This window comes from Oricola indica (assembly GCF_019966595.1).
Lineage (GTDB): Bacteria > Pseudomonadota > Alphaproteobacteria > Rhizobiales > Rhizobiaceae > Oricola > Oricola indica.
Genome location: NZ_JAINFJ010000008.1, coordinates 1 through 21,145 on the forward strand (window position 1 = coordinate 1; position 21,145 = coordinate 21,145).

Here is a 21,145-nt window from a genome sequence, read left to right on the forward strand (position 1 = left end):
GTAAGGGCTGATTGTTTATCAGACCCATCCTCATCGATAAGGAAGAGCATGGAGACGGGAGCTTAAAGCATGTGCTTCAAGTGATGCTTTGGGTAGCGACTCCGAGTGTAAAGATGGCGGTGGTGATACCCGCCTCCTCCCCTCTAGGTCTTCATGGGTCTCCAGCCGCACAGCGATGCACGGCAGAGACCTGCTTCTCGTGTTCAACCGGACTGGATTGCTTCCGGGTCCTAGGAATGTGGCGGCCAGCATCTGGTCCACATGCCGACCGCCACGATTGGCAGCGGCAGCCGCCAGCACCATGCTAGCCACCTCAAGCACGACACCACAAGCCGCCGCCACGCACTAAAGATTGTCCGCCTGTTCATATCCCCGACTTGTCACACGGAAAACCTCGTGTGGCGTGCCTCCATGATACTCAAGCAGTCCCCTTCGTTGGAGTTCCTGCACGGCGGAAAGCCAATTTGCACTGGAGCGAACATCCCCGCGCACCACAAAGTCTCGTCCGTTTGTCTGCACGTGGTCGCTAGTTATAAGCGATAACACCAACACTTGGCCTTTCCGATCATGCGCGGCTTCTCGGAGTAATTCCTTTGCGGTTTCTGAGAGGTCTATGCCCTGAGTTCTTGGAGCACCGCCCACGAGTGCATCGCCCGAGCCGTTCTGATTTCCGTTTGGCCCCATCCGCTTGAAAATGCGATTGATGGTCTGAGCGAGTTGGCGGGTAAGAAGCGTCTGTAGCTCTGTGGTCGAATCATAGGTTGCCAGCAGCCCCAGCCCCTGCATCTCTTTTCGAAAGCGCTTCACGGCTGCATATTGGTCTTGATCGATACTGTCAGGCACCACGGGAGCGGACGAAAAGTAAAGAAGCGTCGGTTTCTTCCCCTCTATGTGTTCCCGAATCTCCTCTTCGGTGCCGCTATCGGCCACACCCGTTGGACTTCCAAACCGAGTCCAAAAGAGTCCGATCAGAATGTCACACTCCTTGAGAATCTGCTTGTTGATGATCCCTTGAGGACGGTCCCCCATTTCGGGTGACGCATGGCTCTCCCAACCGACCGGCATAAGGACCAGCTTGCGATCCTCAGCGTGGACAGAGTTCCACTCATGGATAACCTGCCGGACCAGTTGGCGCTCTTCGTTGGTGTCGCCAGGTGACGCGATCATTATGTTAAGAACTGTAGCCTGATAGCCCATTGCACACCTCTGCCGACCGGAGGGCGGAGACTAGGGGAATCCCGGACGCGCTCCAAGGGGTCGTAAATTCAACATCCAGAATAAACGTGGCGGCGCTCGCGTTTCCCCCCATGGCCCCCGCCGCTGCCTGAGGAAACGACCCTAGGCCCCCACCCCCATGGCGTGAAGGTGAGCCGGGGGCAGGCCAGCCCACCGCAATCAAAAGCGTCCACAAATGTAAACCTTTTTGGCACAATCCTCTTGACTGTACCTTTAGCGTCCACTAATTATATGTCCACGATACCTTAAGAGGATAGTAGACGTTATGGGCGAGATTATTGGCTATGCGCGTGTGTCGAGCGTTGGGCAGCGGCACGAGGGCCAGGTGGAGCGGCTCAAGGAGGCGGGAGCCACCAAGGTCTTTGCGGAGAAGGTCTCAGGACTGGACAAGGAGCGGCCCGAATTGGCGCGGTGCCTTGAGTACCTCCGCGAAGGCGACACGCTGCTAATCACCAAGCTGGACAGGCTGGCCCGTTCCACCAGCCATCTCCACCAGATCGTGGAAGACCTCACGGCCAAGGGGGTGGGCTTCAAGGTCCTTGATGACGCCTCCCTAGATACCACCACCCGCACGGGGAAGCTGGTCTTTGGCATCCTTGCATCCATCGCGGAGTTTGAGACGGCCCTCAGGAAAGAACGCCAGATGGAAGGCATCGCGAAGGCCAAGGCGGAAGCTGAAAAGGAAGGCAAGCCTTGGGGGAGACCTAAGCTAGTGACCTCGGAGGTGGAGGCGAAGATTGCCAAGTTACGAGAAGACGGCATGTCCATCCGCAAGATCGCTGCGGAGGTGGGGTTCTCCAAGGCGACTGTGCAGAAGGCCATTAGTTAGCCAATGATGCGGGGTCGATGCCTTGTTCAATTGTCACGATGTTGAGGATGGCCCTATAGTCGATTCCACGTCCCGCACGGATATCGCTTCTGACCTTATCTTCGAGGCGTTGCTTCTCAGCTTTCAGCCGCCTTGCAGTCTGGGCCGGGGTCTCTCCCTTCGGTTCTGCGTTGGCATGTGATTGACCGGGTGAAAGGCACTCTATGCCTCCAGTCTTCTCAAAGTGGCAAAGCTCAACGCCGTGCGTCCAGCGGTCATATCGGAGGAACATTACAGGCGTGGTAGTCGGTGTGATCGAATACCGCCAGAACCAAGCCGCCCCAACGACCACGAGCACCGACCCCACTACCGGGAGGACAGCACGCATCAAGCACCGTCCTCAGGTTCATTGTCCTTGAGGACTTGCTCCTCCGCCATCACGCTAGCGAGTTTGTCTGAAGGCAGTGCGGCCATTAGAACCGCGTCCACCTGCGGGAGGTATGACGCCCACATTGGCCTCCCTTCAAATTGGATGTTCTCGGGGTGCCCGTCCATCCGACACAAAGCGCGTGCCGCTATTTCTCGTGGACCTTGTTTGCGCCTCTTGGTCATGCCTCGTTGATCCGGCAGGACTGCTAGGAGTTGGTCTCTCAGGTGAACGCCCTTCGTCGTCAAGCTGGCGACCTTCTGTCTCCGGTTCCTCGGGTAGGTATCTGTTTTGACGAGGCCCATACCGGGTTTTTCTTGGCGCTCCCAGTCTCCTAGATAGCGTAAATGCCTGGATACCGTTGTTTCGCTGAGGCCGATTCTACTCGCCAATTCGTGAAGCGTTAAAGGCTCTTCCCCATCGTGTATACCACCCCACAACGCTACGCCAAGGAACGTGTTTATGATTGAGGCGTTGATCTCACCCTTAAGCGAAAGCATTACAAGATTAGCATCAAGGTATCCCTGTAGGGTCCTGAAATTGAGGTGCTTTTTATCCAACTCGCGCCCCTCCAACAGTTTATCACCATGGGCGGTTTTACACTAAAGGAGAGGGTCGATGTTTGCCATCTCCGCTGCGAGTTTAGTCCACATCTCCCGACTCTTTCCGTATTTCTGGGAACTCCTCCCCGTTGATCGCCCCGTAATATAGGCGGCCACATCGTCGGACATGACGCCCAACCGTAGGTCCTCGAAAAGGTGACGGAAGCCGTGAGCGGGAGGAGGGGTGCGGCTCTCTTCCTTCAACACATCGCCACGAATCCATTCCCCAAGGCTTTGCTGTTTGCGCTTCTCCGGGAAGATGAGCGCGGTATTTGCACCGCGAGCATATTCTATGAATCCCTCGCGAATCACTGCGGGGTGAATGGGGACCACACGGCTTGTTTTGGTCTTGGTGGTCTTTCCTTGCCCATCGTGGCGGACGTGAAGGAACCAGTGGCCACCGAACTCCTCCAGGTCATTGCGCTCCAATTGCGAGACTTCTCCAATCCTCATGCCTGAATAGGCCATCAGCCACGGCATCCAGCGCTTGAAAGCTAGCCGCTGATCTCTACTGGCAAGCAGGACCAGCCGCGCCTGCTCCTTCGTATAAGTCCGATTTGCGCTGTCCGGCCTTTGCGCCTCAGGTAGCTCTAGCGCTTCGAGTGGGTCGCCTTTCGGAAATATCGTCTTGTCATTCTGGCGAATTGCCCACTTCACCACCGCGCTTAACACTAACACTTTATCCCGAAGAGTCTTGGCGGAGAGACCATCTTTTCGCAACTTCTCCATCCACCGCCGAACCTCGTCCTTACTCACGGTGGCGATTCGCTCTGAGCCCCGCCAAGAGGTGAATTCGAGGCACACCCTCCGATACTTCTTGAATGTCGCGGGTGAGCGTGCGGGTGCCGTGCCGAGTGTGACCATCCTCTCTCGCTCTTCAATCACACTGCGAAAGGTCTCATCTACGGTCTTTCTGGAGCCCCCGACAAAGACAGGGGGATTGGCTGCCCAAGCGGGGGTCTCATAGTTCCCCTCTGCGTTCTCGCCCAACCAGTTGCGGGCACGCTCCCTGAACCGCCCAACCTGCTCGGAGAGGGCCGACCGCTCGGAGGTGGTAAGGCGTACCCTATGCCTGTCCGCCAAGCCCTTGGCGATTGCGTAGGCGGCGGCCTCGTCTGATTTAGTGAGGGCCTTTAAGAACTCCGCCACCAAGTCCCGCTGTGCTACGGGAAGGTTTGCGCTCTGCAAGGCGGAGAGGCGCTCCTCAAGTTCGGGCCGGGAGAGGGGGAGTAGCTCTTGTGAGAGTGTGAAGACGGAATCACCATCCCGCAGCGAAAGGCGGCAGTAGTGGTCTCGCAGGTTTTCGGCCAGCACTTCAAGCAAGCGGCGAGGTGGTGGGATTTCGCTCGGATTTTCCTCGTGTTTGTCCCGGAAGGAAACGGCGTCCTCTATCGCCAACGCCATGCGCTCCTTCTCAGTCAGGTGCCGATAATCCGCTTCGAGCAATATACGCCATCGGTCCCACTGCTCCTCTTGGTCAGTTGCGATATCCCGATAGCGGCGATCCGCAACCGCCTTCTCCTTGGTTTCCAGCGAACGCCAGACCTCGCGTATGACCTGGAGCCGGAGAGCCAAGAGTTCTTCGCGTCGGTTCCAAAGGTCGGTCGGGGTCGCCTTCCGGTAATACCAAATGTCGCCGCGCTTGCTTGGACCGGCCATCGTCCATCTTCTCCGCTTGCTCATAGTGCACCTTTTCGTAGCAGTCCGACTTGCGAAATGCCAAGAAAAACACTAACTTGTTGGCGCTACAGGGAGAATGATGGTGGGCGGTGAGAGGCTCGAACTCCCGACATCTTCGGTGTAAACGAAGCGCTCTACCAACTGAGCTAACCGCCCGGAAACCGTGGCGGGTATCTAAGCGGGAATGCGCGTCGATGCAAGCGTTGGTTGGCGTTTCGCGCGCCGCAGATTCCGGGTGGTAAAAAAACCTGCACGAGGCGCTTGCGGTTCGCTTGACAGGGTATGGGGAACCGCTTAATTGACCGCTCACGCTTCGGGCCACGGCCCGGACGGAAAACGCGGGTGTAGCTCAGTTGGTTAGAGTGCCGGCCTGTCACGCCGGAGGTCGCGGGTTCGAGCCCCGTCACTCGCGCCATTTTCCACAATAGCTGGAAAATGGCGCAGCCCTCCCTGGGGGAGCAAAAAACGCAATCCTCATTGTTTCTCCACTGTTCGCAGAGCACTGCCGGTAACCCGCGGTGCGATATTGTTTCGAATTTAATATGACTAAAAAAGTCAGGTAAATCCCGTGACTTGAGTTCCGGGCTCCGGAGCGGGCGAACGGTCGCAGGAGTGACTTTTCACGCTGATTTCGGCTTATGTTGCACTTGCGTAGAACGGCTCCAAGGTCTAACCCGTGGGCATCGCAAGAGCGGCGAGGGGCCTCTTTCGACGGGTCTTCCCATCAAGCCATGGAGACCGTCCCGCCGCGCAATGAAATGGTGAAGCCAGACCATGGACGCAGTCATCGCATCCTATTTGCCGATCATCATCTTTCTCCTGGTGTGCGCCGGTATCGGCGCAGCCCTGATGATCGCTCCCTTCGTCGTCGCCTACAAGAATCCGGATCCCGAGAAGCTCTCGGCTTATGAGTGCGGATTCAATGCCTTCGACGATGCGCGCATGAAATTCGACGTACGGTTCTACCTCGTCGCGATTCTCTTCATCATCTTCGATCTCGAAGTGGCGTTCCTGTTCCCCTGGGCGGTTTCGTTCGGCGAACTGGGGATGTTCGGCTTCTGGTCGATGATGGTTTTCCTTGGCGTTTTGACCATCGGCTTTATCTACGAGTGGAAGAAGGGAGCGCTGGAATGGGATTGAGCGACAACACGCTCGTCGCGCCGCAGCCGAAAGGCGTGCTGGACCCCAAGACGGGCAAGCCCGTGGGCGCCGACGATCCGTTCTTCGGCGAGATGAACAACGAACTCGCCGACAAGGGGTTTCTCGTCACCTCGACGGACGAACTGATCAACTGGGCGCGCACCGGCTCGCTGATGTGGATGACGTTCGGCCTGGCCTGCTGCGCCGTCGAAATGATGCAGATGTCGATGCCGCGCTACGACTGCGAGCGCTTCGGCTTCGCGCCGCGCGGCTCTCCGCGCCAGTCCGACGTGATGATCGTCGCCGGCACGCTGACCAACAAGATGGCGCCCGCCTTGCGCAAGGTCTACGACCAGATGCCCGAGCCGCGTTATGTCATCTCGATGGGCTCCTGCGCCAATGGCGGCGGCTACTACCACTATTCCTATTCGGTGGTGCGCGGATGCGACCGGGTCGTTCCGGTGGACATCTACGTTCCCGGCTGCCCGCCGACCGCGGAGGCGCTGCTCTATGGCGTGCTCCTGCTGCAAAAGAAGATCCGCCGAACCGGCACGATCGAACGCTGATCGCCGCTAACGGAGCCGCATGAAACATGGCCACGACCGAAACGCTCAATGACCTTGCCGGTACGCTCGCGGATGCGCTGGAGGGGATCGACTACGAGACGAGCATCGCCTTTGGCGAACTGACGATCACGACCGGAATCGGCAGCCTGATCGAGCTGCTGACCGCGCTGCGCGACGATGTGCAGCTGAAATTCGTCTCGTTCATCGATGTCACCGCCGTCGATTATCCGGGCCGCGAACGCCGGTTCGACGTCGTCTATCACCTGATGTCGCCGACGCTGAACCAGCGGCTGCGCGTCAAGCTGGAGACCGACGAGGACACGGCCGTTCCCAGCGCCGTTGGCGTCTATCCCGGCGCGAACTGGTTCGAGCGCGAGACCTACGACATGTATGGGGTGCTGTTTTCCGGCCATCCGGATCTGCGCCGCCTGCTGACCGATTACGGTTTCGAAGGCCATCCGCTGCGCAAGGACTTCCCGCTGTCAGGCTTCGTGCAGGTGCGCTACGACGACGAGCAGAAGCGCGTCGTCTACGAGCCGGTGAAGCTGCGCCAGGAATTCCGCGATTTCGATTTCCTCTCGCCATGGGAAGGCACGGACTATGTGCTGCCGGGCGATGAAAAGAAAAGTGTATAGCGAATAGGGAGTAGTGAATAGCGAGTAGGGAAGCCGATTTCGGACATAACGTCATACCGCGACCTTCGGATCTGGCAGCTGGCCATGGATTTGTCGGTTGATGTTTACCGGGAGACGGTTGGCTTTCCCAAAAGCGAGACCTACGGAATGACGAGCCAAATTCGACGGGCCTCGACTTCCATTGCGGCCAATATCGCCGAAGGGCATGGTCGGGAGAATACCGGGGCTTTCGTGCAGTTCCTGAGAATTGCACAAGGCTCCTTGAAAGAACTGGAAACCCATTTGATCCTCGCCGGACGGCTTGGATATCTGGATGAAAAAATCGCGGGCGGGTTGCTCGCCAGAACGGATGAATTGGGCAGGATGATCAGATCGATGATCAGACGACTGCAGGAAAAGATGGCAGAATGAACGGCACGATTATTCGCTATTCGCTACTCGCTATTCGCTTGACCGCCGGAGGTGTGTCATGACCGAGCATAACGTCCGCAATTTCACCATCAATTTCGGGCCGCAGCATCCGGCCGCACACGGCGTTTTGCGCCTTGTGCTGGAGCTGGACGGCGAGGTCTGCGAGCGTGTCGATCCGCATATCGGTCTGCTGCATCGCGGCACCGAGAAGCTGATGGAGCACAAGACCTATCTGCAGGCCGTGCCTTATCTCGACCGGCTCGACTATGTTGCGCCGATGAACCAGGAGCACGCCTTTGCGCTGGCCGTCGAGCGGATGCTGGAGATCGAGGTGCCGAAGCGCGGCCAGGTAATCCGCGTCCTGTTCTCGGAGATCGGCCGCATTCTCTCGCACCTCCTGAACATCACGACTCAGGCACTCGATGTCGGGGCGCTGACGCCGCCGCTGTGGGGCTTCGAGGAGCGCGAGAAGCTGATGGTGTTCTACGAGCGGGCCTGCGGCGCGCGCATGCACGCGGCCTATTTCCGGCCCGGCGGCGTCCACCAGGACATTCCGCAGAAGCTGGTCGAAGACATCGGCAACTGGATCGATCCGTTCCTCAAGGTCGTCGACGATCTCGACGGGCTGCTGACCGCCAACCGCATCTTCAAGCAGCGCAACGTCGATATCGGCGTCGTCAAGCTGGAAGACGCCTGGGCCTGGGGTTTCTCGGGCGTCATGGTGCGCGGCTCGGGCGCGAAATGGGACCTGCGCAAAGCGCAGCCTTACGAGTGCTACGACGAGATGGATTTCAAGATTCCCGTCGGCAAGAACGGCGACTGCTTCGACCGCTACCTGATCCGCATGGAAGAGATGCGCCAGGCCGCTCACATTATGCGCCAGTGCGTCGATCGCCTGCTCGGTTCCGAGGCGACCGGGCCTGTCTCGAATGTCGACGGCAAGATCGTTCCGCCGAAGCGCGGCGAGATGAAGCGCTCCATGGAAGCGCTGATCCATCACTTCAAGCTTTACACCGAGGGCTATCACGTGCCGGCGGGCGAGGTTTATGCAGCCGTCGAGGCGCCCAAGGGCGAGTTCGGCGTCTACCTGGTCGCCGACGGCTCCAACAAGCCCTACAAGGTGAAGCTGCGCGCGCCCGGTTTCGCGCATCTTCAGGCAATGGATTTCCTTTGCCGCGGCCACATGCTGGCCGACGTCTCCGCCGTACTCGGCTCCCTCGATATCGTGTTTGGTGAGGTGGACCGCTAATGTCTGTTCGTCGTCTCGCAGAAGGAAACGTCCAGCCGGCGGATTTCGCGTTCAGCGCGGAGATGACCGCCGAGGTGGACAAGTGGGTCGCGAAGTACCCCGAAGGCCGGCAGCAATCGGCCGTGATTCCGCTGCTCATGCTCGCGCAGGAGCAGGAGGGCTGGGTCACCAAGGCTGCCATCGAGCATATCGCCGAAACGCTGGAAATGCCGCGCATTCGTGTTCTGGAAGTCGCCACTTTCTATACGCAGTTCATGCTGCAGCCCGTCGGCACCAAGGCGCATGTGCAGGTTTGCGGCACCACGCCCTGCATGCTGCGTGGCGCGGAGGACCTGAAGAAGGTCTGCCAGAACCGCATCCATCACGACCAGTTCGCGCTCAGCGACGGCGGCAAGCTGTCGTGGGAGGAAGTCGAGTGCCAGGGCGCCTGCGTCAACGCGCCGATGGTGATGATCGGCAAGGACACCTACGAGGACCTGACGCCGGAGCGGCTCGAAGAGATCATCGACGCGTTCGAGGCCGGCAAGGGCGACACGATCACGCCCGGTCCGCAGATCGACCGCATCTATTCGGCGCCTGTCGGCGGTCCGGTCACGCTGCTCGACGATGAATCGAGGAAGGCGGCCTCGGCACCGCGCGGCAACGGCAACGGGCCGCAGGAGATGACCAAGGCGGCCAAGCCCGAGACCGCGGCTCCGGAAGGCGACGACACGCTCGCCGATCCCGACGAGGCCGAGGGCCCCGGCCGCACCAAGGCTTCCAAGGCCGAAGTCGATGCCAAGACCGAGGAGTCGGGGCCGACGATGAAGGTCGCGAGCACGGCGAGCGGCGTGAAACCGAAGAAGAAGCCTGTCGAGAAATCCGTAGGCAACGGCAATGCGACCATGAATCTCGCGTCGACGGCGTCCGGCCGGGCGAAACCGGGCGAAAAGCCGGCTGAGGCGGCTGGCGAGACGTCACTCGATGACAAGAACCGGCCGGCGGCGATCGACAAGCCCGCCAATCCTGACGACCTGAAGCTGATTTCCGGCGTCGGGCCGAAGATCGAGAATACGCTCAACTCGCTCGGCATCTACACCTTCGAGCAGGTCGCTGGCTGGAAAAAGGCCGAGCGCGAATGGGTCGACGGCTATCTGAAATTCAAGGGCCGAATCGACCGGGACGACTGGGTGAAGCAGGCCAAGGCGCTCTCCAAGGGCGTCGATGAATATGTCCGCGTTTTCGGCAAGAAGCCGCGGTAAGGGGAATGAACGATGCTCGCTGACAAGGATCGCATTTTCACCAATATCTACGGGCTGCGCGACAAGTCGCTCAAGGGCGCGATGGCGCGTGGGCACTGGGACGGCACCAAGGGTCTGATCGAGAAGGGCAAGGACTGGATCATCTCCGAGATGAAGGCATCCGGTCTGCGCGGGCGCGGCGGCGCCGGCTTCCCGACTGGTCTCAAATGGTCCTTCATGCCGAAGGAAAGCGACGGCCGGCCGCATTATCTGGTCGTCAATGCCGACGAATCCGAGCCGGGGACCTGCAAGGACCGCGACATCATGCGTCACGATCCGCACACGCTGATCGAGGGCTGCGTGATCGCCAGTTTCGCGATGGGCGCGCATGTCGCCTATATCTATGTTCGCGGCGAGTATATCCGCGAGCGCGAGGCGCTGCAGCAAGCGATCGACGAGTGCTACGACGCCGGTCTCCTGGGCAAGAACAACAAGTGCGGCTGGGACATGGACGTCTATGTCCATCACGGCGCAGGCGCCTATATCTGCGGCGAGGAAACGGCGCTGCTGGAAAGCCTTGAGGGCAAGAAGGGCCAGCCGCGCCTGAAGCCTCCTTTTCCAGCGAATGTCGGCCTCTATGGCTGCCCGACCACGGTCAACAACGTCGAATCCATCGCGGTCGCGCCGACGATCCTGCGGCGCGGCGGCGCGTGGTTTGCCGGGTTCGGCAAGGAAAACAACACCGGGACCAAGCTGTTCTGCGTCTCCGGCCACGTCAACAATCCGTGCACCTTCGAAGAAGCGATGTCGGTGCCGTTCCGCGAACTGATCGACACCCATTGCGGCGGCATTCGCGGAGGCTGGGACAATCTGCTCGCCGTCATCCCGGGCGGCTCTTCGGTGCCGATGGTGCCGGCCGAGGAAATCATCGACTGCCCGATGGATTTCGATTCGCTGCGCGGCCTGAAATCCGGTCTCGGCACGGCCGCCGTGATCGTCATGGACAAGTCGACCGACGTCGTGAAGGCGATCGCCCGGCTTGCCTATTTCTACAAGCACGAGAGCTGCGGCCAGTGCACGCCATGCCGCGAAGGCACCGGCTGGATGTGGCGCGTCATGGAGCGCATGGTGACCGGCAACGCGCACAAGCGCGAGATCGACATGCTGCTCGACGTGACCAAGCAGGTCGAGGGCCACACGATCTGCGCGCTCGGCGACGCCGCCGCATGGCCGATTCAGGGCCTCGTCCGGCATTTCCGTCCGGAAATCGAGCGCCGGATCGACGAATTCTCGCACAATGCGCACCAGACGAAGCCGGTCCTGGAGGCCGCGGAATAGAGACGACAACAAGCAAGGCGGAACCAGCCGCCGCAAAGAGGAAATGCCAGGGGTAGGGGAACCGAACAGACACATGATGCCCAAGGAGGGTTCGATGTCGAAGTCCACGCTACCGGAAGAAACGATGAAGACCGAAACGCCCATCGCCGCATTTGCCGGCGAGATGACCGAAATGCAGAAGGACGCCATCGAATGGATGGCGGGTGCGTCCGCGCCGCAATTCGCGGGCGTGGCGAACCTTGCCGCGCATCCCATGGGCGCGATGGCGGCGGCTTCGGCGATCGGCATGGGCCTTGCGGGCCAGATGTTCGGCATCTTCGCCGGATCGATGGCGGGCGCGATGCAGGCCGCGAACCTGCTGGCCAACGACACGTCCGGCGGCCGCAGCGAGATCTTCGGCATGGCCAATCCGCTGAACTTCGATCCCGCGAGCGGCAGTTTCGACGAGACGAAGGAGCCCGACACGGTCGCGGCGAAACCGGCTGCGAAGAAGCCGGTCGAGGCCAAGAAGCCCGTTGAGGCCAAGAAGCCCGTCGCGGCAAAGAAATCCGCACCGAAAAAGGCCGCGCCGGCCAAACCCGCGCCGGCAAAGCCGGAGGCCGTGAAGGAAACGGTGAAGGCCGAGGCGCCTGCCGCGAAGCCCAAACCGGCCAAGGCCACGGCTGCCAAGCCTGCACCCGCGAAATCCGCGCCCGCCAAGCCGGCGGTCGCCGCGACGCCGGAGCCGGTCGCGCTCGCAAAGACCGCGCCGGTCGAGGAAACGCCGGTTGCCTCCGGTACGATCGCGCCCGTGATGCCCGAGGATTTCGTCAAGCCGAAAGCCATGGCGAAGCCGGACATGCCGGACGATCTGAAGGCGATTTCCGGCGTCGGGCCGAAGCTGGAAGGCGTGCTCAACAGCCTCGGCATCTGGACCTATGGCCAGATCGCGGCGCTGACGCCCTATGAAGTCGCCTGGGTGGACGATTACCTGCAGTTCAAGGGCCGGATCGAGCGTGACGGCTGGATCGCGCAGGCCGCAGACCTCGCGAAGAAGGGCTGACGGTATCGCCATGCACCTTGCCGAGATCAACATCGCAAAGCCGGCCTACGCCCTGGACGATCCGAGGATCGCCGGCTTCGTGAATCGTCTCGACCAGGTGAACGCGATCGCCGAGCGGTCGCCGGGTTTCGTCTGGCGCTTGCAGGACGAGGCCGGAAGCGCTCTCGCGATCCGGGCATTCGAAGACCCGACGCTGATCGTCAATATGAGCGTTTGGGAGACACCGGAGCATCTGGAGCAATTCGTCTGGAACACGGTGCATAAACAGGTTTATCGCCGCAAGGCGGAGTGGTTCGAGGCGATGAAATCGCACCACTTCGCCATGTGGTGGGTCGAGGAAGGGCATGTCCCGACGCTTGAAGAGGCGCGGGCGAAGCTCGATCATCTCGATCTCCACGGCGATAGCGAGGAAGCATTTGGTTGGGCGCATCTGCCGCATGTCAAACTTTGGCAGACGCAGCGTTGCGCTTGAAGGATCTAAGGTTGGAATTCGCATCATGGCAGTGATCAAGGTTGACGGCAAAGAGGTCGAGGTTCCGGACCACTACACGCTGTTGCAGGCGTGCGAGGAGGCCGGCGCCGAGGTGCCGCGTTTCTGTTTCCACGAACGTCTGTCGATTGCCGGCAATTGCCGCATGTGCCTGGTCGAGGTGAAGGGTGGACCGCCCAAGCCGGCCGCGTCCTGCGCCATGGGCGTGCGCGACCTGCGCCCGGGACCGGAAGGCCAGCCGCCGGAAGTCTTCACCAACACGCCGATGGTCAAGAAGGCGCGCGAAGGGGTGATGGAGTTCCTCCTCATCAACCACCCGCTGGACTGCCCGATCTGCGACCAGGGCGGCGAGTGCGACCTTCAGGACCAGGCGATGGCCTTCGGTGTCGATGCGTCGCGCTACCAGGAGAACAAGCGCGCGGTCGAGGACAAATATATCGGCCCGCTGGTCAAGACGATCATGACGCGCTGCATCCACTGCACGCGCTGCGTCCGGTTCACCACCGAAGTCGCCGGCATTTCCGAACTCGGCCTGATCGGCCGCGGCGAGGATGCCGAGATCACCACCTATCTCGAACAGGCGATGACCTCCGAACTTCAGGGCAACGTGATCGACCTGTGCCCGGTCGGCGCATTGACCTCGAAGCCGTATGAATTCCATGCCCGCCCGTGGGAACTGTCCAAGACCGAATCGATCGACGTGATGGACGCCGTCGGCTCGGCCATCCGCGTGGACACGCGCGGCCGCGAAGTGATGCGCATCATGCCGCGCGTCAACGAGGCGGTGAACGAGGAGTGGATCTCCGACAAGACACGCTTCATCTGGGACGGTCTGCGCACCCAGCGCCTCGACAAGCCTTATGTCAGGGGCACGGACGGCAAGCTCAAGCCTGCTTCGTGGGGCGAGGCTTTCGGCGCGATCAAGACCGCGCTGGACGGCAAGGCGGGTGGCGACATCGGCGCCATTGCCGGCGATCTCGCGGGTGTCGAGGAAATGTATGCGCTGAAGGAACTTCTCGGCGCGCTCGGCTCGACGAATATCGATTGCCGCCAGGACGGCGCGGCGCTCGATCCGTCGCTCGGCCGTGCATCCTATCTCTTCAATCCGACCATCGAGGGCATCGAGAACGCAGACGCGATCCTGATCGTCGGCGCCAATCCGCGCTTCGAGGCGCCGGTGCTCAATGCGCGCATCCGCAAGGCATGGCGCGCATCCGACATGAAGATCGGCGTGATCGGCGAGATGGGCGACCTGCGCTACGATTACGAGATGCTGGGCGCGGGAACCGAGACGCTGGCCGACATCGCGGGCGGCTCGCATTCCTTCTTCAAGACCCTGCAGGACGCCGAACGTCCGATGGTGATCGTCGGGCAGGGCGCGCTTTCGGGCGAGGGCGGCGCTGCGGTGCTGAGCCTTGCCGCCAAGCTGGCCGAAGCGACGGGCGCCCTGAGCGACGACTGGAACGGTTTCGCGGTGCTGCACACGGCGGCGGCGCGCGTGGGCGGCCTCGATCTCGGCTTCGTGCCGGGCGAGGGCGGTCTCGACGCGGCCTCCATGGTGGCCGGTTCGGATGTGCTGTTCCTGCTTGGCGCGGACGAGATGGACCTGCGCCAGCGCAAGGACGGCGCGTTCACGGTCTATATCGGCACGCATGGCGATGTCGGCGCGCACCATGCCGACGTTATCCTGCCGGCCTCCGCCTATACCGAGAAATCGGCGACCTACGTCAACACCGAGGGCCGCGTGCAGGCGACGACGCGCGCCGGATTCGCGCCGGGCGACGCCAAGGAGGACTGGGCGATTCTGAGGGCGCTCTCGGATGTGCTCGGCCACAAACTGCCCTTCGATTCGCTGGCGCAGTTGCGTGCCGCGCTCTACGAGGCGTATCCGCATTTCGCCCGCATCGACACGATCGAGCCCGGCAATACGGATGATATTGCTGCGCTTGCGAAAAAAGGCGGCGAAACCGGCAAGTCAGCATTTGCATCGCCGGTCAAAGACTTCTATTTGACCAACCCAATCGCGCGCGCATCCGCCGTCATGGCGGAATGTTCCAGCCTCGCGCGAAACGGCTTTGCGCAGGCCGCAGAGTGACCCGGGAAAGAAAGCAGGAAACGGACGGCATTCATGTTTGAAACCTACGTCATTCCCGGGCTGATCATTCTGCTGCAGACGCTTGCCCTGCTGATCGCGCTGCTGGTGTTCACGGCCTTCATTCTCTACGCCGACCGCAAGGTCTGGGCCGCCGTCCAGTCGCGGCGCGGTCCGAACGTCGTCGGACCGTGGGGGCTGCTGCAGTCCTTTGCGGACCTCTTGAAGTTTGTCCTCAAGGAGCCGGTCGTTCCCGACAGCGCCAACAAGGGCATCTTCCTGCTCGCGCCGTTCGTTTCGGCGACGCTCGCACTGGCCGCCTGGGCCGTCATCCCGCTCAGCGAGGGATGGGCGATCGCCTCGGTCAATGTCGGCATTCTCTACGTCTTCGCGATCTCCTCACTCGAGGTCTACGGCGTGATCATGGCCGGCTGGGCGTCGAACTCGAAATATCCGTTCCTCGGCGCGCTGCGTTCCGCCGCGCAGATGGTCTCCTACGAGGTGTCCATCGGTTTCGTGATCGTCACGGTGCTGCTCTGCGTCGGATCGCTGAACCTGTCGGACATCGTGCTGGCGCAGCGGGACGGCATCGGCACCTATTTCGGCCTGCCGAACACCTTCCTCGACTGGCACTGGCTCGGCCTGCTGCCGATGTTCGTGATCTTCTTCATCTCGGCGCTGGCCGAGACGAACCGCCCGCCCTTCGACCTTGTCGAGGCCGAATCGGAACTCGTCGCCGGTCACATGATCGAGTACTCCTCGACCCCCTACATGATGTTCATGCTGGGCGAGTACATCGCGATCCTGCTGATGTGTGCGCTGACGACGGTCCTGTTCCTCGGCGGATGGCTGCCGCCCTTCGATTTCGCGCCGTTTACCTGGCTGCCGGGCGTCTTCTGGTTCGTGCTGAAACTGAGCCTCGTCTTCTTCATGTTCGCCATGGTGAAGGCCTTCGTGCCGCGCTACCGCTACGATCAGCTCATGCGCCTCGGCTGGAAAGTGTTCCTGCCGATCTCGCTGTTCATGGTCGTCGCAACCGCGGCGTTTCTGAAACTGACAGGCTGGGCCTGAGACAGGGAGGCATGGGACGATGAGCACACTCGCACAAGCCGCCAAGTCGCTTCTTCTGCTTGAATTCATAGGCGCGTTCTTCTTGTCGATGCGCCGCTTCTTCGAGCCGAAATTCACGCTGAACTACCCGCACGAGAAGGGGCCGGTGAGCCCGCGTTTTCGCGGCGAACACGCGCTGCGCCGCTATCCGAACGGCGAGGAACGCTGCATCGCCTGCAAGCTGTGCGAGGCGATCTGCCCGGCGCAGGCCATCACCATCGAGGCCGGACCGCGCCGCAACGACGGCACCCGCCGCACGGTGCGCTACGATATCGACATGGTGAAGTGCATCTATTGCGGCTTCTGCCAGGAAGCCTGCCCGGTCGACGCTATTGTCGAGGGGCCGAATTTCGAGTTCGCCACGGAAAGCCGTGAAGAACTCTACTACGACAAGGACAAACTTCTGGCGAACGGCGACCGGTGGGAACGCGAAATCGCGCGCAACATCTCGATGGACGCGCCGTACCGCTAGGACTGGAAACTTCATAACGCCGCTTCGACGAGGCGGCGGCATGCCGGAACGGGCGCAACGACGTCCGGGACGGAAAGGGAGATCGGGGAAGCGATCATGATTACTGGATTAGGGGCGGCGTTTTTCTACCTGTTCGCCTTCATAGCCATCGCGAGCGCCTTCATGGTGATTGCCGCGCGCAATCCCGTGCACTCGGTGCTGTATCTGATCCTGACCTTCTTCAACGCGGCGGCGCTGTTCCTGCTGACCGGCGCTGAATTCCTGTCGATGATCCTGCTGGTGGTCTATGTCGGCGCGGTCGCGGTGCTGTTCCTGTTCGTCGTGATGATGCTCGACGTCGACTTCGCCTCGATGAAGCGCGGCGCTCTCGAATACGCGCCGATCGGCGCCATCGTGGGCGTCATCCTCGCCGCCGAACTGGTGCTCGTGCTGGCGGGCTCGGCATTCGATCTCGGTCAGCCGGCGACGACCGCGCTGCCGACGCCGGACCCGGCGGTCCGTCACAACACGGCGGCGCTCGGCGACATTCTCTATACCGACTACATCTTCTTCTTCCAGATCGCCGGCCTTGTCCTGCTGGTGGCGATGATCGGCGCGATCGTGCTGACGCTGCGCCCGTCGCGGCCGCATGTGAAGCGCCAGAGCATCGTCGCGCAGGTCGGTCGCAAGCCGTCCGAGGCGATCGAGGTGGTTGATGTCGAGACAGGCAAGGGGCTCTGATACCGATGACCATCACCATCTCCCACTACCTGACCGTCAGCGCGCTGCTGTTCGTGATCGGCGTGTTCGGCATCTTCCTGAACCGCAAGAACGTCATCGTCATCCTGATGTCGGTCGAACTGATCCTGCTGTCGGTCAACCTGAACTTCGTGGCGTTCTCGGCACATCTCCAGGACCTGGTCGGCCAGGTCTTCGCGCTGTTCGTCCTGACGGTCGCGGCCGCCGAGGCGGCCATCGGACTTGCAATTCTCGTCGTCTTCTATCGCAACCGCGGCTCGATCGCGGTGGAAGACGTGAACATGATGAAGGGCTGACGGCACCATGTATCACGCCATTGTCTTTCTGCCCCTGATCGGTGCGCTGATCGCAGGCCTTGCCGGGACGTCCATCGGCGCGAAGGCCAGCGAGTATGTGACCTCGGGGATCATGATCTTCGTCGCGCTCCTGTCCTGGATCGCGTTCTTCTCGGTCGGCCTGTCCGACGAACCGGCCTTCACCATCCAGGTGTTGCGCTGGATCCAGACCGGCGGGCTGGACATCAACTGGGCGTTCCGCATCGACACGCTGACTGTCGTGATGCTGGTCGTGGTCAACACCGTGTCCTCGCTCGTGCATGTCTACTCCATCGGCTACATGCACCACGATCCGCACCGGCCGCGCTTCTTCGCCTATCTGTCGCTGTTCACCTTCGCCATGCTCATGCTGGTGACTTCGGACAACCTCGTGCAGATGTTCTTCGGCTGGGAAGGCGTCGGCCTGGCGTCCTATCTGCTGATCGGGTTCTGGTACAAGAAACCCTCGGCCAGCGCCGCGGCGATGAAGGCCTTCATCGTCAACCGCGTCGGCGACTTCGGCTTCGCGCTCGGTATCTTCGGCGTCTTCGTCCTGTTCGGCTCGGTCAATCTCGGTGTCATCTTCGCCAATGCCGCATCCTTCCTGCCGGAAGGCGCGGGGCATGGCGCAGCCGTTGAAGCGGCCGCCGAGGCGCATGGCGCGATGGACAGCGAGACCGTCCTGACCTTCCTCGGCTACCAGCTCGACAAGGCGCATGCGCTCACCGTCATCTGCTTGCTGCTCTTCATGGGCGCGATGGGCAAGTCGGCGCAGTTCCTGCTGCACACCTGGCTGCCTGACGCCATGGAAGGCCCGACGCCGGTTTCCGCGCTGATCCACGCTGCGACCATGGTGACCGCGGGCGTGTTCATGGTGGCGCGCATGTCGCCGCTGTTCGAACTCAGCCCGACCGCGCTGACCGTCGTGACGACCATCGGTGCGATCACCGCCTTCTTCGCCGCCACGGTCGGCCTCGTGCAGAACGACATCAAGCGCGTCATCGCCTATTCAACCTGTTCGCAGCTCGGCTACATGTTCGTCGCGCTGGGCGTCGGCGCCTACGGGGCAGGGATCTTCCACCTGTTCACGCACGCCTTCTTCAAGGCGCTGCTGTTTCTCGGCGCGGGCTCGGTCATCCATGCCGTGTCCGACGAGCAGGACATGCGCCGCATGGGCGGCCTGCGCAAGCACATCCCGATGACCTACTGGATGATGATCATCGGCACGCTGGCGCTGACCGGCGTCGGCATTCCGGGCACGCTGTTCGGCACCGCCGGGTTCTTCTCCAAGGACGCGATCATCGAAAGCGCCTATGTCGGCCACAACGCGGCCTCGGGCTTCGCCTTCGGCATGCTCGTGATCGCGGCGCTGTTCACCAGCTTCTATTCCTGGCGGCTGATCTTCATGACCTTCCACGGCAAGCCGCGCGCCTCCGCCGACGTGATGCATCACGTCCACGAGTCGCCGCCGGTCATGCTGATCCCGCTCTACGTGCTCGCCGCCGGCGCGCTTCTGGCCGGCCTCATCTTCCACGACTTCTTCATCGGCCATGCCGCCGAAGCCGCAGAGCACGTCGAGGGATGGTACAACGAGTTCTGGCGCGGCGCGCTGTTTGCCGGACCGGACAACCATATCCTTGCGGAATTCCACAATGTGCCCTGGGCGGTGAAGCTCAGCCCGTTCATCGTGATGCTGCTTGGCCTGGTCACCGCCTGGTACATGTATATCCGCTCGCCGCAGACGCCGAAGGCGCTCGCCGAGCAGCATGAGGGGCTCTACAAGTTCCTCCTCAACAAGTGGTATTTCGACGAGCTCTACGACTTCCTGTTCGTCAAGCCGGCCATGCGGCTGGGCACCTTCCTGTGGAAGTGGGGCGACGGCTGGCTGATCGACGGCTTCGGGCCTGACGGCGTCGCTTCGCGCGTTCGCCAGGTGACCGGTCGTGTCGTGAAGCTGCAGACCGGATACCTCTATCATTATGCGTTCGCGATGCTGATCGGTGTCGCCGCGCTCGTTACGTGGATGATGCTCGGGGGCAGCGTCTGATGGCCGGAATGCCGATCCTCTCACTGGTTACGTTTCTGCCGCTCGTCGGCGTGCTGATCATCCTGTTCATCAATGACGACAGCGAGATCGCGCGGCGCAACATCCGCATGGTCGCGCTGCTGACGACGGCCTTCACCTTCGCCATCTCGCTCCTGATCTGGATCGGGTTCGACACGTCTACGGCGGACTTCCAGTTCGTCGAGAAGGTCGACTGGCTCGACAGCGGTATCTCCTATCACATGGGCGTCGACGGCATTTCTATGCTGTTCGTGATCCTGACGACCTTCCTGATGCCGCTTTGCATCCTGGCGAGCTGGGAAGCGGTGCAGAAGCGCGTCAAGGCCTACATGATCGCGTTCCTGATCCTGGAAACGCTGATGGTCGGCGTGTTCTGCGCGCTCGACATCGTGCTGTTCTACGTCTTCTTCGAAGGCGGCCTGATCCCGATGTACATCATCATCGGCGTGTGGGGCGGAAAGCGGCGCGTCTACGCCTCGTTCAAGTTCTTCCTCTACACGCTGCTCGGCTCGGTGCTGATGCTGATCGCCATCATGGCGATGTACTGGGACGCGGGAACCACCTCGATCCCGGAACTGCTGGAGCATGATTTCCCGGCTTCGATGCAGACATGGCTGTGGGTCGCCTTCTTCGCCTCCTTCGCGGTGAAGATGCCGATGTGGCCGGTGCACACCTGGTTGCCCGACGCCCACGTCGAGGCGCCGACCGCCGGCTCCGTCATCCTGGCGGGCATCCTGTTGAAGCTCGGCGGCTACGGCCTGATCCGCTTCTCTCTGTCGATGTTCCCGATCGCCTCGGCCGACCTGTCGTGGTTCGTCTTCACGCTCTCGGTGATCGCGATCGTCTACACATCGCTGGTCGCGCTGATGCAGGAAGACATCAAGAAACTGATCGCCTACTCGTCGGTCGCCCATATGGGCTATGTGACGATGGGTATCTTCGCGGCCAACCACCAGGGTCTCGACGGCGCGATCTTCCAGATGCTGTCGCACGGCCTCGTCTCGGGCGCGCTGTTCCTGTGCGTCGGCGTCGTCTACGACCGTATGCACACCCGCGAGATCTCGGCCTATGGCGGCCTGGTCAACATCATGCCGAAATACGCCGTCGCCTTCATGATCTTCACGATGGCGAATGTCGGCCTGCCGGGCACGTCGGGCTTTGTCGGCGAGTTCCTGACGCTGATGGGCATGTTCCGGGCCAACACATGGTTCGCGGCCATCGCCACGCTGGGCGTGATCCTGTCTGCGGCCTATGCGCTCTGGCTCTATCGCCGCGTGATCTTCGGCGTGCTCGAGAAGGAGAGCCTCAAGGCGATGCTCGACCTGTCGACGCGCGAAAAGGCGATCCTCTATCCGCTGATCGCACTCACAATTTTCTTCGGTGTCTATCCGATGCCGGTCTTCGATGTCACCGCCGCGTCCGTTGACGCGCTCCTGTCCGACTATTCCGCAGCGCTTGAGGCGGCACGTGCCGCCGCGGATGTCGCGATGTCGGTCCATTAAGCGGGGAG

The 21,145-nt window shown here is 61.4% G+C and carries 20 protein-coding genes and 2 tRNA genes; 18 read left to right on the top strand and 4 right to left on the bottom strand.

Going from position 1 to position 21,145, the window contains the following annotated elements; translation table 11 throughout:
• Nucleotides 1–345: 345 nt before the first annotated feature.
• Nucleotides 346–1,197 carry a DUF4062 domain-containing protein gene (locus LC343_RS17940; protein ID WP_223478549.1) on the bottom strand — a complete coding sequence of 284 codons (852 nt, stop codon included), beginning with the start codon at nucleotides 1,195–1,197 and terminating at the stop codon, nucleotides 346–348.
• A gap of 304 nt (nucleotides 1,198–1,501) precedes the next feature.
• Between LC343_RS17940 and LC343_RS17945 the strand changes: the two genes are divergently transcribed.
• Nucleotides 1,502–2,065: a recombinase family protein gene (locus LC343_RS17945; RefSeq protein WP_223478550.1), complete on the top strand. Its 564-nt coding sequence runs from the start codon at nucleotides 1,502–1,504 to the stop codon at nucleotides 2,063–2,065.
• 366 nt (nucleotides 2,066–2,431) lie between these two features.
• Here LC343_RS17945 and LC343_RS17950 read toward each other — a convergent pair whose 3' ends face one another.
• The 3 genes from LC343_RS17950 to LC343_RS17960 form a co-directional block, all read right to left on the bottom strand.
• Entirely contained in the window at nucleotides 2,432–3,031 is a 600-nt protein-coding gene (locus tag LC343_RS17950) for an ArsR family transcriptional regulator (protein ID WP_223478551.1), read from the bottom strand.
• 42 nt (nucleotides 3,032–3,073) lie between these two features.
• Nucleotides 3,074–4,732 carry a site-specific integrase gene (locus LC343_RS17955; RefSeq protein ID WP_223478552.1) on the bottom strand — a complete coding sequence of 553 codons (1,659 nt, stop codon included), beginning with the start codon at nucleotides 4,730–4,732 and terminating at the stop codon, nucleotides 3,074–3,076.
• A gap of 101 nt (nucleotides 4,733–4,833) precedes the next feature.
• A tRNA-Val gene (locus LC343_RS17960) sits at nucleotides 4,834–4,909 on the bottom strand.
• 182 nt (nucleotides 4,910–5,091) lie between these two features.
• Between LC343_RS17960 and LC343_RS17965 the strand changes: the two genes are divergently transcribed.
• The 17 genes from LC343_RS17965 (at nucleotide 5,092) to LC343_RS18045 (ending at nucleotide 21,137) form a co-directional block, all read left to right on the top strand.
• Nucleotides 5,092–5,168 (top strand) — tRNA-Asp (locus LC343_RS17965).
• Between the two features lie 359 nt (nucleotides 5,169–5,527).
• Complete coding sequence (locus LC343_RS17970) at nucleotides 5,528–5,893, top strand: NADH-quinone oxidoreductase subunit A (RefSeq protein WP_223478553.1); 366 nt, start codon at nucleotides 5,528–5,530, stop codon at nucleotides 5,891–5,893.
• The gene (locus LC343_RS17975) at nucleotides 5,884–6,459 is read left to right on the top strand and encodes a NuoB/complex I 20 kDa subunit family protein (RefSeq protein ID WP_223478554.1); all 576 of its coding nucleotides are present in this window, start codon (nucleotides 5,884–5,886) and stop codon (nucleotides 6,457–6,459) included. The genes LC343_RS17970 and LC343_RS17975 overlap by 10 nt, the downstream gene beginning before the upstream one ends.
• A gap of 26 nt (nucleotides 6,460–6,485) precedes the next feature.
• Nucleotides 6,486–7,094 carry an NADH-quinone oxidoreductase subunit C gene (locus LC343_RS17980; RefSeq protein WP_223478555.1) on the top strand — a complete coding sequence of 203 codons (609 nt, stop codon included), beginning with the start codon at nucleotides 6,486–6,488 and terminating at the stop codon, nucleotides 7,092–7,094.
• A gap of 84 nt (nucleotides 7,095–7,178) precedes the next feature.
• A complete protein-coding gene (locus LC343_RS17985; RefSeq protein ID WP_238484381.1) occupies nucleotides 7,179–7,505 on the top strand; it encodes a four helix bundle protein in 327 nt (108 codons plus the stop codon).
• 58 nt (nucleotides 7,506–7,563) lie between these two features.
• Nucleotides 7,564–8,754, top strand: a complete 1,191-nt coding sequence (locus LC343_RS17990; RefSeq protein WP_223478556.1) for an NADH-quinone oxidoreductase subunit D — start codon at nucleotides 7,564–7,566, stop codon at nucleotides 8,752–8,754.
• Nucleotides 8,754–9,995 (top strand): NADH-quinone oxidoreductase subunit E, encoded by a 1,242-nt coding sequence (locus LC343_RS17995; RefSeq protein ID WP_223478557.1) that lies wholly within the window; start codon nucleotides 8,754–8,756, stop codon nucleotides 9,993–9,995. The genes LC343_RS17990 and LC343_RS17995 overlap by 1 nt, the downstream gene beginning before the upstream one ends.
• 12 nt (nucleotides 9,996–10,007) lie before the next feature.
• The gene (gene nuoF / locus LC343_RS18000; RefSeq protein WP_223478558.1) at nucleotides 10,008–11,312 is read left to right on the top strand and encodes an NADH-quinone oxidoreductase subunit NuoF; all 1,305 of its coding nucleotides are present in this window, start codon (nucleotides 10,008–10,010) and stop codon (nucleotides 11,310–11,312) included.
• A gap of 94 nt (nucleotides 11,313–11,406) precedes the next feature.
• Nucleotides 11,407–12,354 (top strand): NADH-quinone oxidoreductase subunit E, encoded by a 948-nt coding sequence (locus LC343_RS18005; RefSeq protein ID WP_223478559.1) that lies wholly within the window; start codon nucleotides 11,407–11,409, stop codon nucleotides 12,352–12,354.
• Nucleotides 12,355–12,364: 10 nt separating this feature from the next.
• Entirely contained in the window at nucleotides 12,365–12,826 is a 462-nt protein-coding gene (locus LC343_RS18010; RefSeq protein ID WP_223478560.1) for a DUF3291 domain-containing protein, read from the top strand.
• A gap of 25 nt (nucleotides 12,827–12,851) precedes the next feature.
• Entirely contained in the window at nucleotides 12,852–14,939 is a 2,088-nt protein-coding gene (gene nuoG, locus LC343_RS18015) for an NADH-quinone oxidoreductase subunit NuoG (RefSeq protein WP_223478561.1), read from the top strand.
• Between the two features lie 33 nt (nucleotides 14,940–14,972).
• Complete coding sequence (gene nuoH / locus LC343_RS18020) at nucleotides 14,973–16,007, top strand: NADH-quinone oxidoreductase subunit NuoH (protein ID WP_223478562.1); 1,035 nt, start codon at nucleotides 14,973–14,975, stop codon at nucleotides 16,005–16,007.
• Nucleotides 16,008–16,026: 19 nt separating this feature from the next.
• Nucleotides 16,027–16,518 (top strand): NADH-quinone oxidoreductase subunit NuoI, encoded by a 492-nt coding sequence (nuoI, locus tag LC343_RS18025; protein WP_223478563.1) that lies wholly within the window; start codon nucleotides 16,027–16,029, stop codon nucleotides 16,516–16,518.
• Between the two features lie 96 nt (nucleotides 16,519–16,614).
• Entirely contained in the window at nucleotides 16,615–17,238 is a 624-nt protein-coding gene (locus LC343_RS18030; protein ID WP_223478564.1) for an NADH-quinone oxidoreductase subunit J, read from the top strand.
• Between the two features lie 5 nt (nucleotides 17,239–17,243).
• Nucleotides 17,244–17,552: an NADH-quinone oxidoreductase subunit NuoK gene (nuoK, locus tag LC343_RS18035; RefSeq protein ID WP_223478565.1), complete on the top strand. Its 309-nt coding sequence runs from the start codon at nucleotides 17,244–17,246 to the stop codon at nucleotides 17,550–17,552.
• Nucleotides 17,553–17,559: 7 nt separating this feature from the next.
• The gene (gene nuoL, locus LC343_RS18040; RefSeq protein ID WP_223478566.1) at nucleotides 17,560–19,617 is read left to right on the top strand and encodes an NADH-quinone oxidoreductase subunit L; all 2,058 of its coding nucleotides are present in this window, start codon (nucleotides 17,560–17,562) and stop codon (nucleotides 19,615–19,617) included.
• Entirely contained in the window at nucleotides 19,617–21,137 is a 1,521-nt protein-coding gene (locus tag LC343_RS18045) for an NADH-quinone oxidoreductase subunit M (RefSeq protein WP_223478567.1), read from the top strand. Before nuoL ends, LC343_RS18045 begins: the two co-directional genes overlap by 1 nt.
• Nucleotides 21,138–21,145: the final 8 nt, after the last annotated feature.

Excerpts from the sequence above, each read along its gene's own strand:
- LC343_RS17940 (WP_223478549.1), bottom strand. The coding sequence starts at position 1,197 with ATGGGCTATCAGGCTACAGTTCTTAACATAATGATCGCGTCACCTGGC.
- LC343_RS17945 (WP_223478550.1), top strand. The coding sequence starts at position 1,502 with ATGGGCGAGATTATTGGCTATGCGCGTGTGTCGAGCGTTGGGCAGCGG.
- LC343_RS17955 (WP_223478552.1), bottom strand. The coding sequence starts at position 4,732 with ATGGCCGGTCCAAGCAAGCGCGGCGACATTTGGTATTACCGGAAGGCG.
- LC343_RS17970 (WP_223478553.1), top strand. The coding sequence starts at position 5,528 with ATGGACGCAGTCATCGCATCCTATTTGCCGATCATCATCTTTCTCCTG.
- LC343_RS17975 (WP_223478554.1), top strand. The coding sequence starts at position 5,884 with ATGGGATTGAGCGACAACACGCTCGTCGCGCCGCAGCCGAAAGGCGTG.
- LC343_RS17980 (WP_223478555.1), top strand. The coding sequence starts at position 6,486 with ATGGCCACGACCGAAACGCTCAATGACCTTGCCGGTACGCTCGCGGAT.
- LC343_RS17985 (WP_238484381.1), top strand. The coding sequence starts at position 7,179 with ATGGATTTGTCGGTTGATGTTTACCGGGAGACGGTTGGCTTTCCCAAA.
- LC343_RS17990 (WP_223478556.1), top strand. The coding sequence starts at position 7,564 with ATGACCGAGCATAACGTCCGCAATTTCACCATCAATTTCGGGCCGCAG.
- LC343_RS17995 (WP_223478557.1), top strand. The coding sequence starts at position 8,754 with ATGTCTGTTCGTCGTCTCGCAGAAGGAAACGTCCAGCCGGCGGATTTC.
- nuoF (WP_223478558.1), top strand. The coding sequence starts at position 10,008 with ATGCTCGCTGACAAGGATCGCATTTTCACCAATATCTACGGGCTGCGC.
- LC343_RS18005 (WP_223478559.1), top strand. The coding sequence starts at position 11,407 with ATGTCGAAGTCCACGCTACCGGAAGAAACGATGAAGACCGAAACGCCC.
- LC343_RS18010 (WP_223478560.1), top strand. The coding sequence starts at position 12,365 with ATGCACCTTGCCGAGATCAACATCGCAAAGCCGGCCTACGCCCTGGAC.
- nuoG (WP_223478561.1), top strand. The coding sequence starts at position 12,852 with ATGGCAGTGATCAAGGTTGACGGCAAAGAGGTCGAGGTTCCGGACCAC.
- nuoH (WP_223478562.1), top strand. The coding sequence starts at position 14,973 with ATGTTTGAAACCTACGTCATTCCCGGGCTGATCATTCTGCTGCAGACG.
- nuoI (WP_223478563.1), top strand. The coding sequence starts at position 16,027 with ATGAGCACACTCGCACAAGCCGCCAAGTCGCTTCTTCTGCTTGAATTC.
- LC343_RS18030 (WP_223478564.1), top strand. The coding sequence starts at position 16,615 with ATGATTACTGGATTAGGGGCGGCGTTTTTCTACCTGTTCGCCTTCATA.
- nuoK (WP_223478565.1), top strand. The coding sequence starts at position 17,244 with ATGACCATCACCATCTCCCACTACCTGACCGTCAGCGCGCTGCTGTTC.
- nuoL (WP_223478566.1), top strand. The coding sequence starts at position 17,560 with ATGTATCACGCCATTGTCTTTCTGCCCCTGATCGGTGCGCTGATCGCA.
- LC343_RS18045 (WP_223478567.1), top strand. The coding sequence starts at position 19,617 with ATGGCCGGAATGCCGATCCTCTCACTGGTTACGTTTCTGCCGCTCGTC.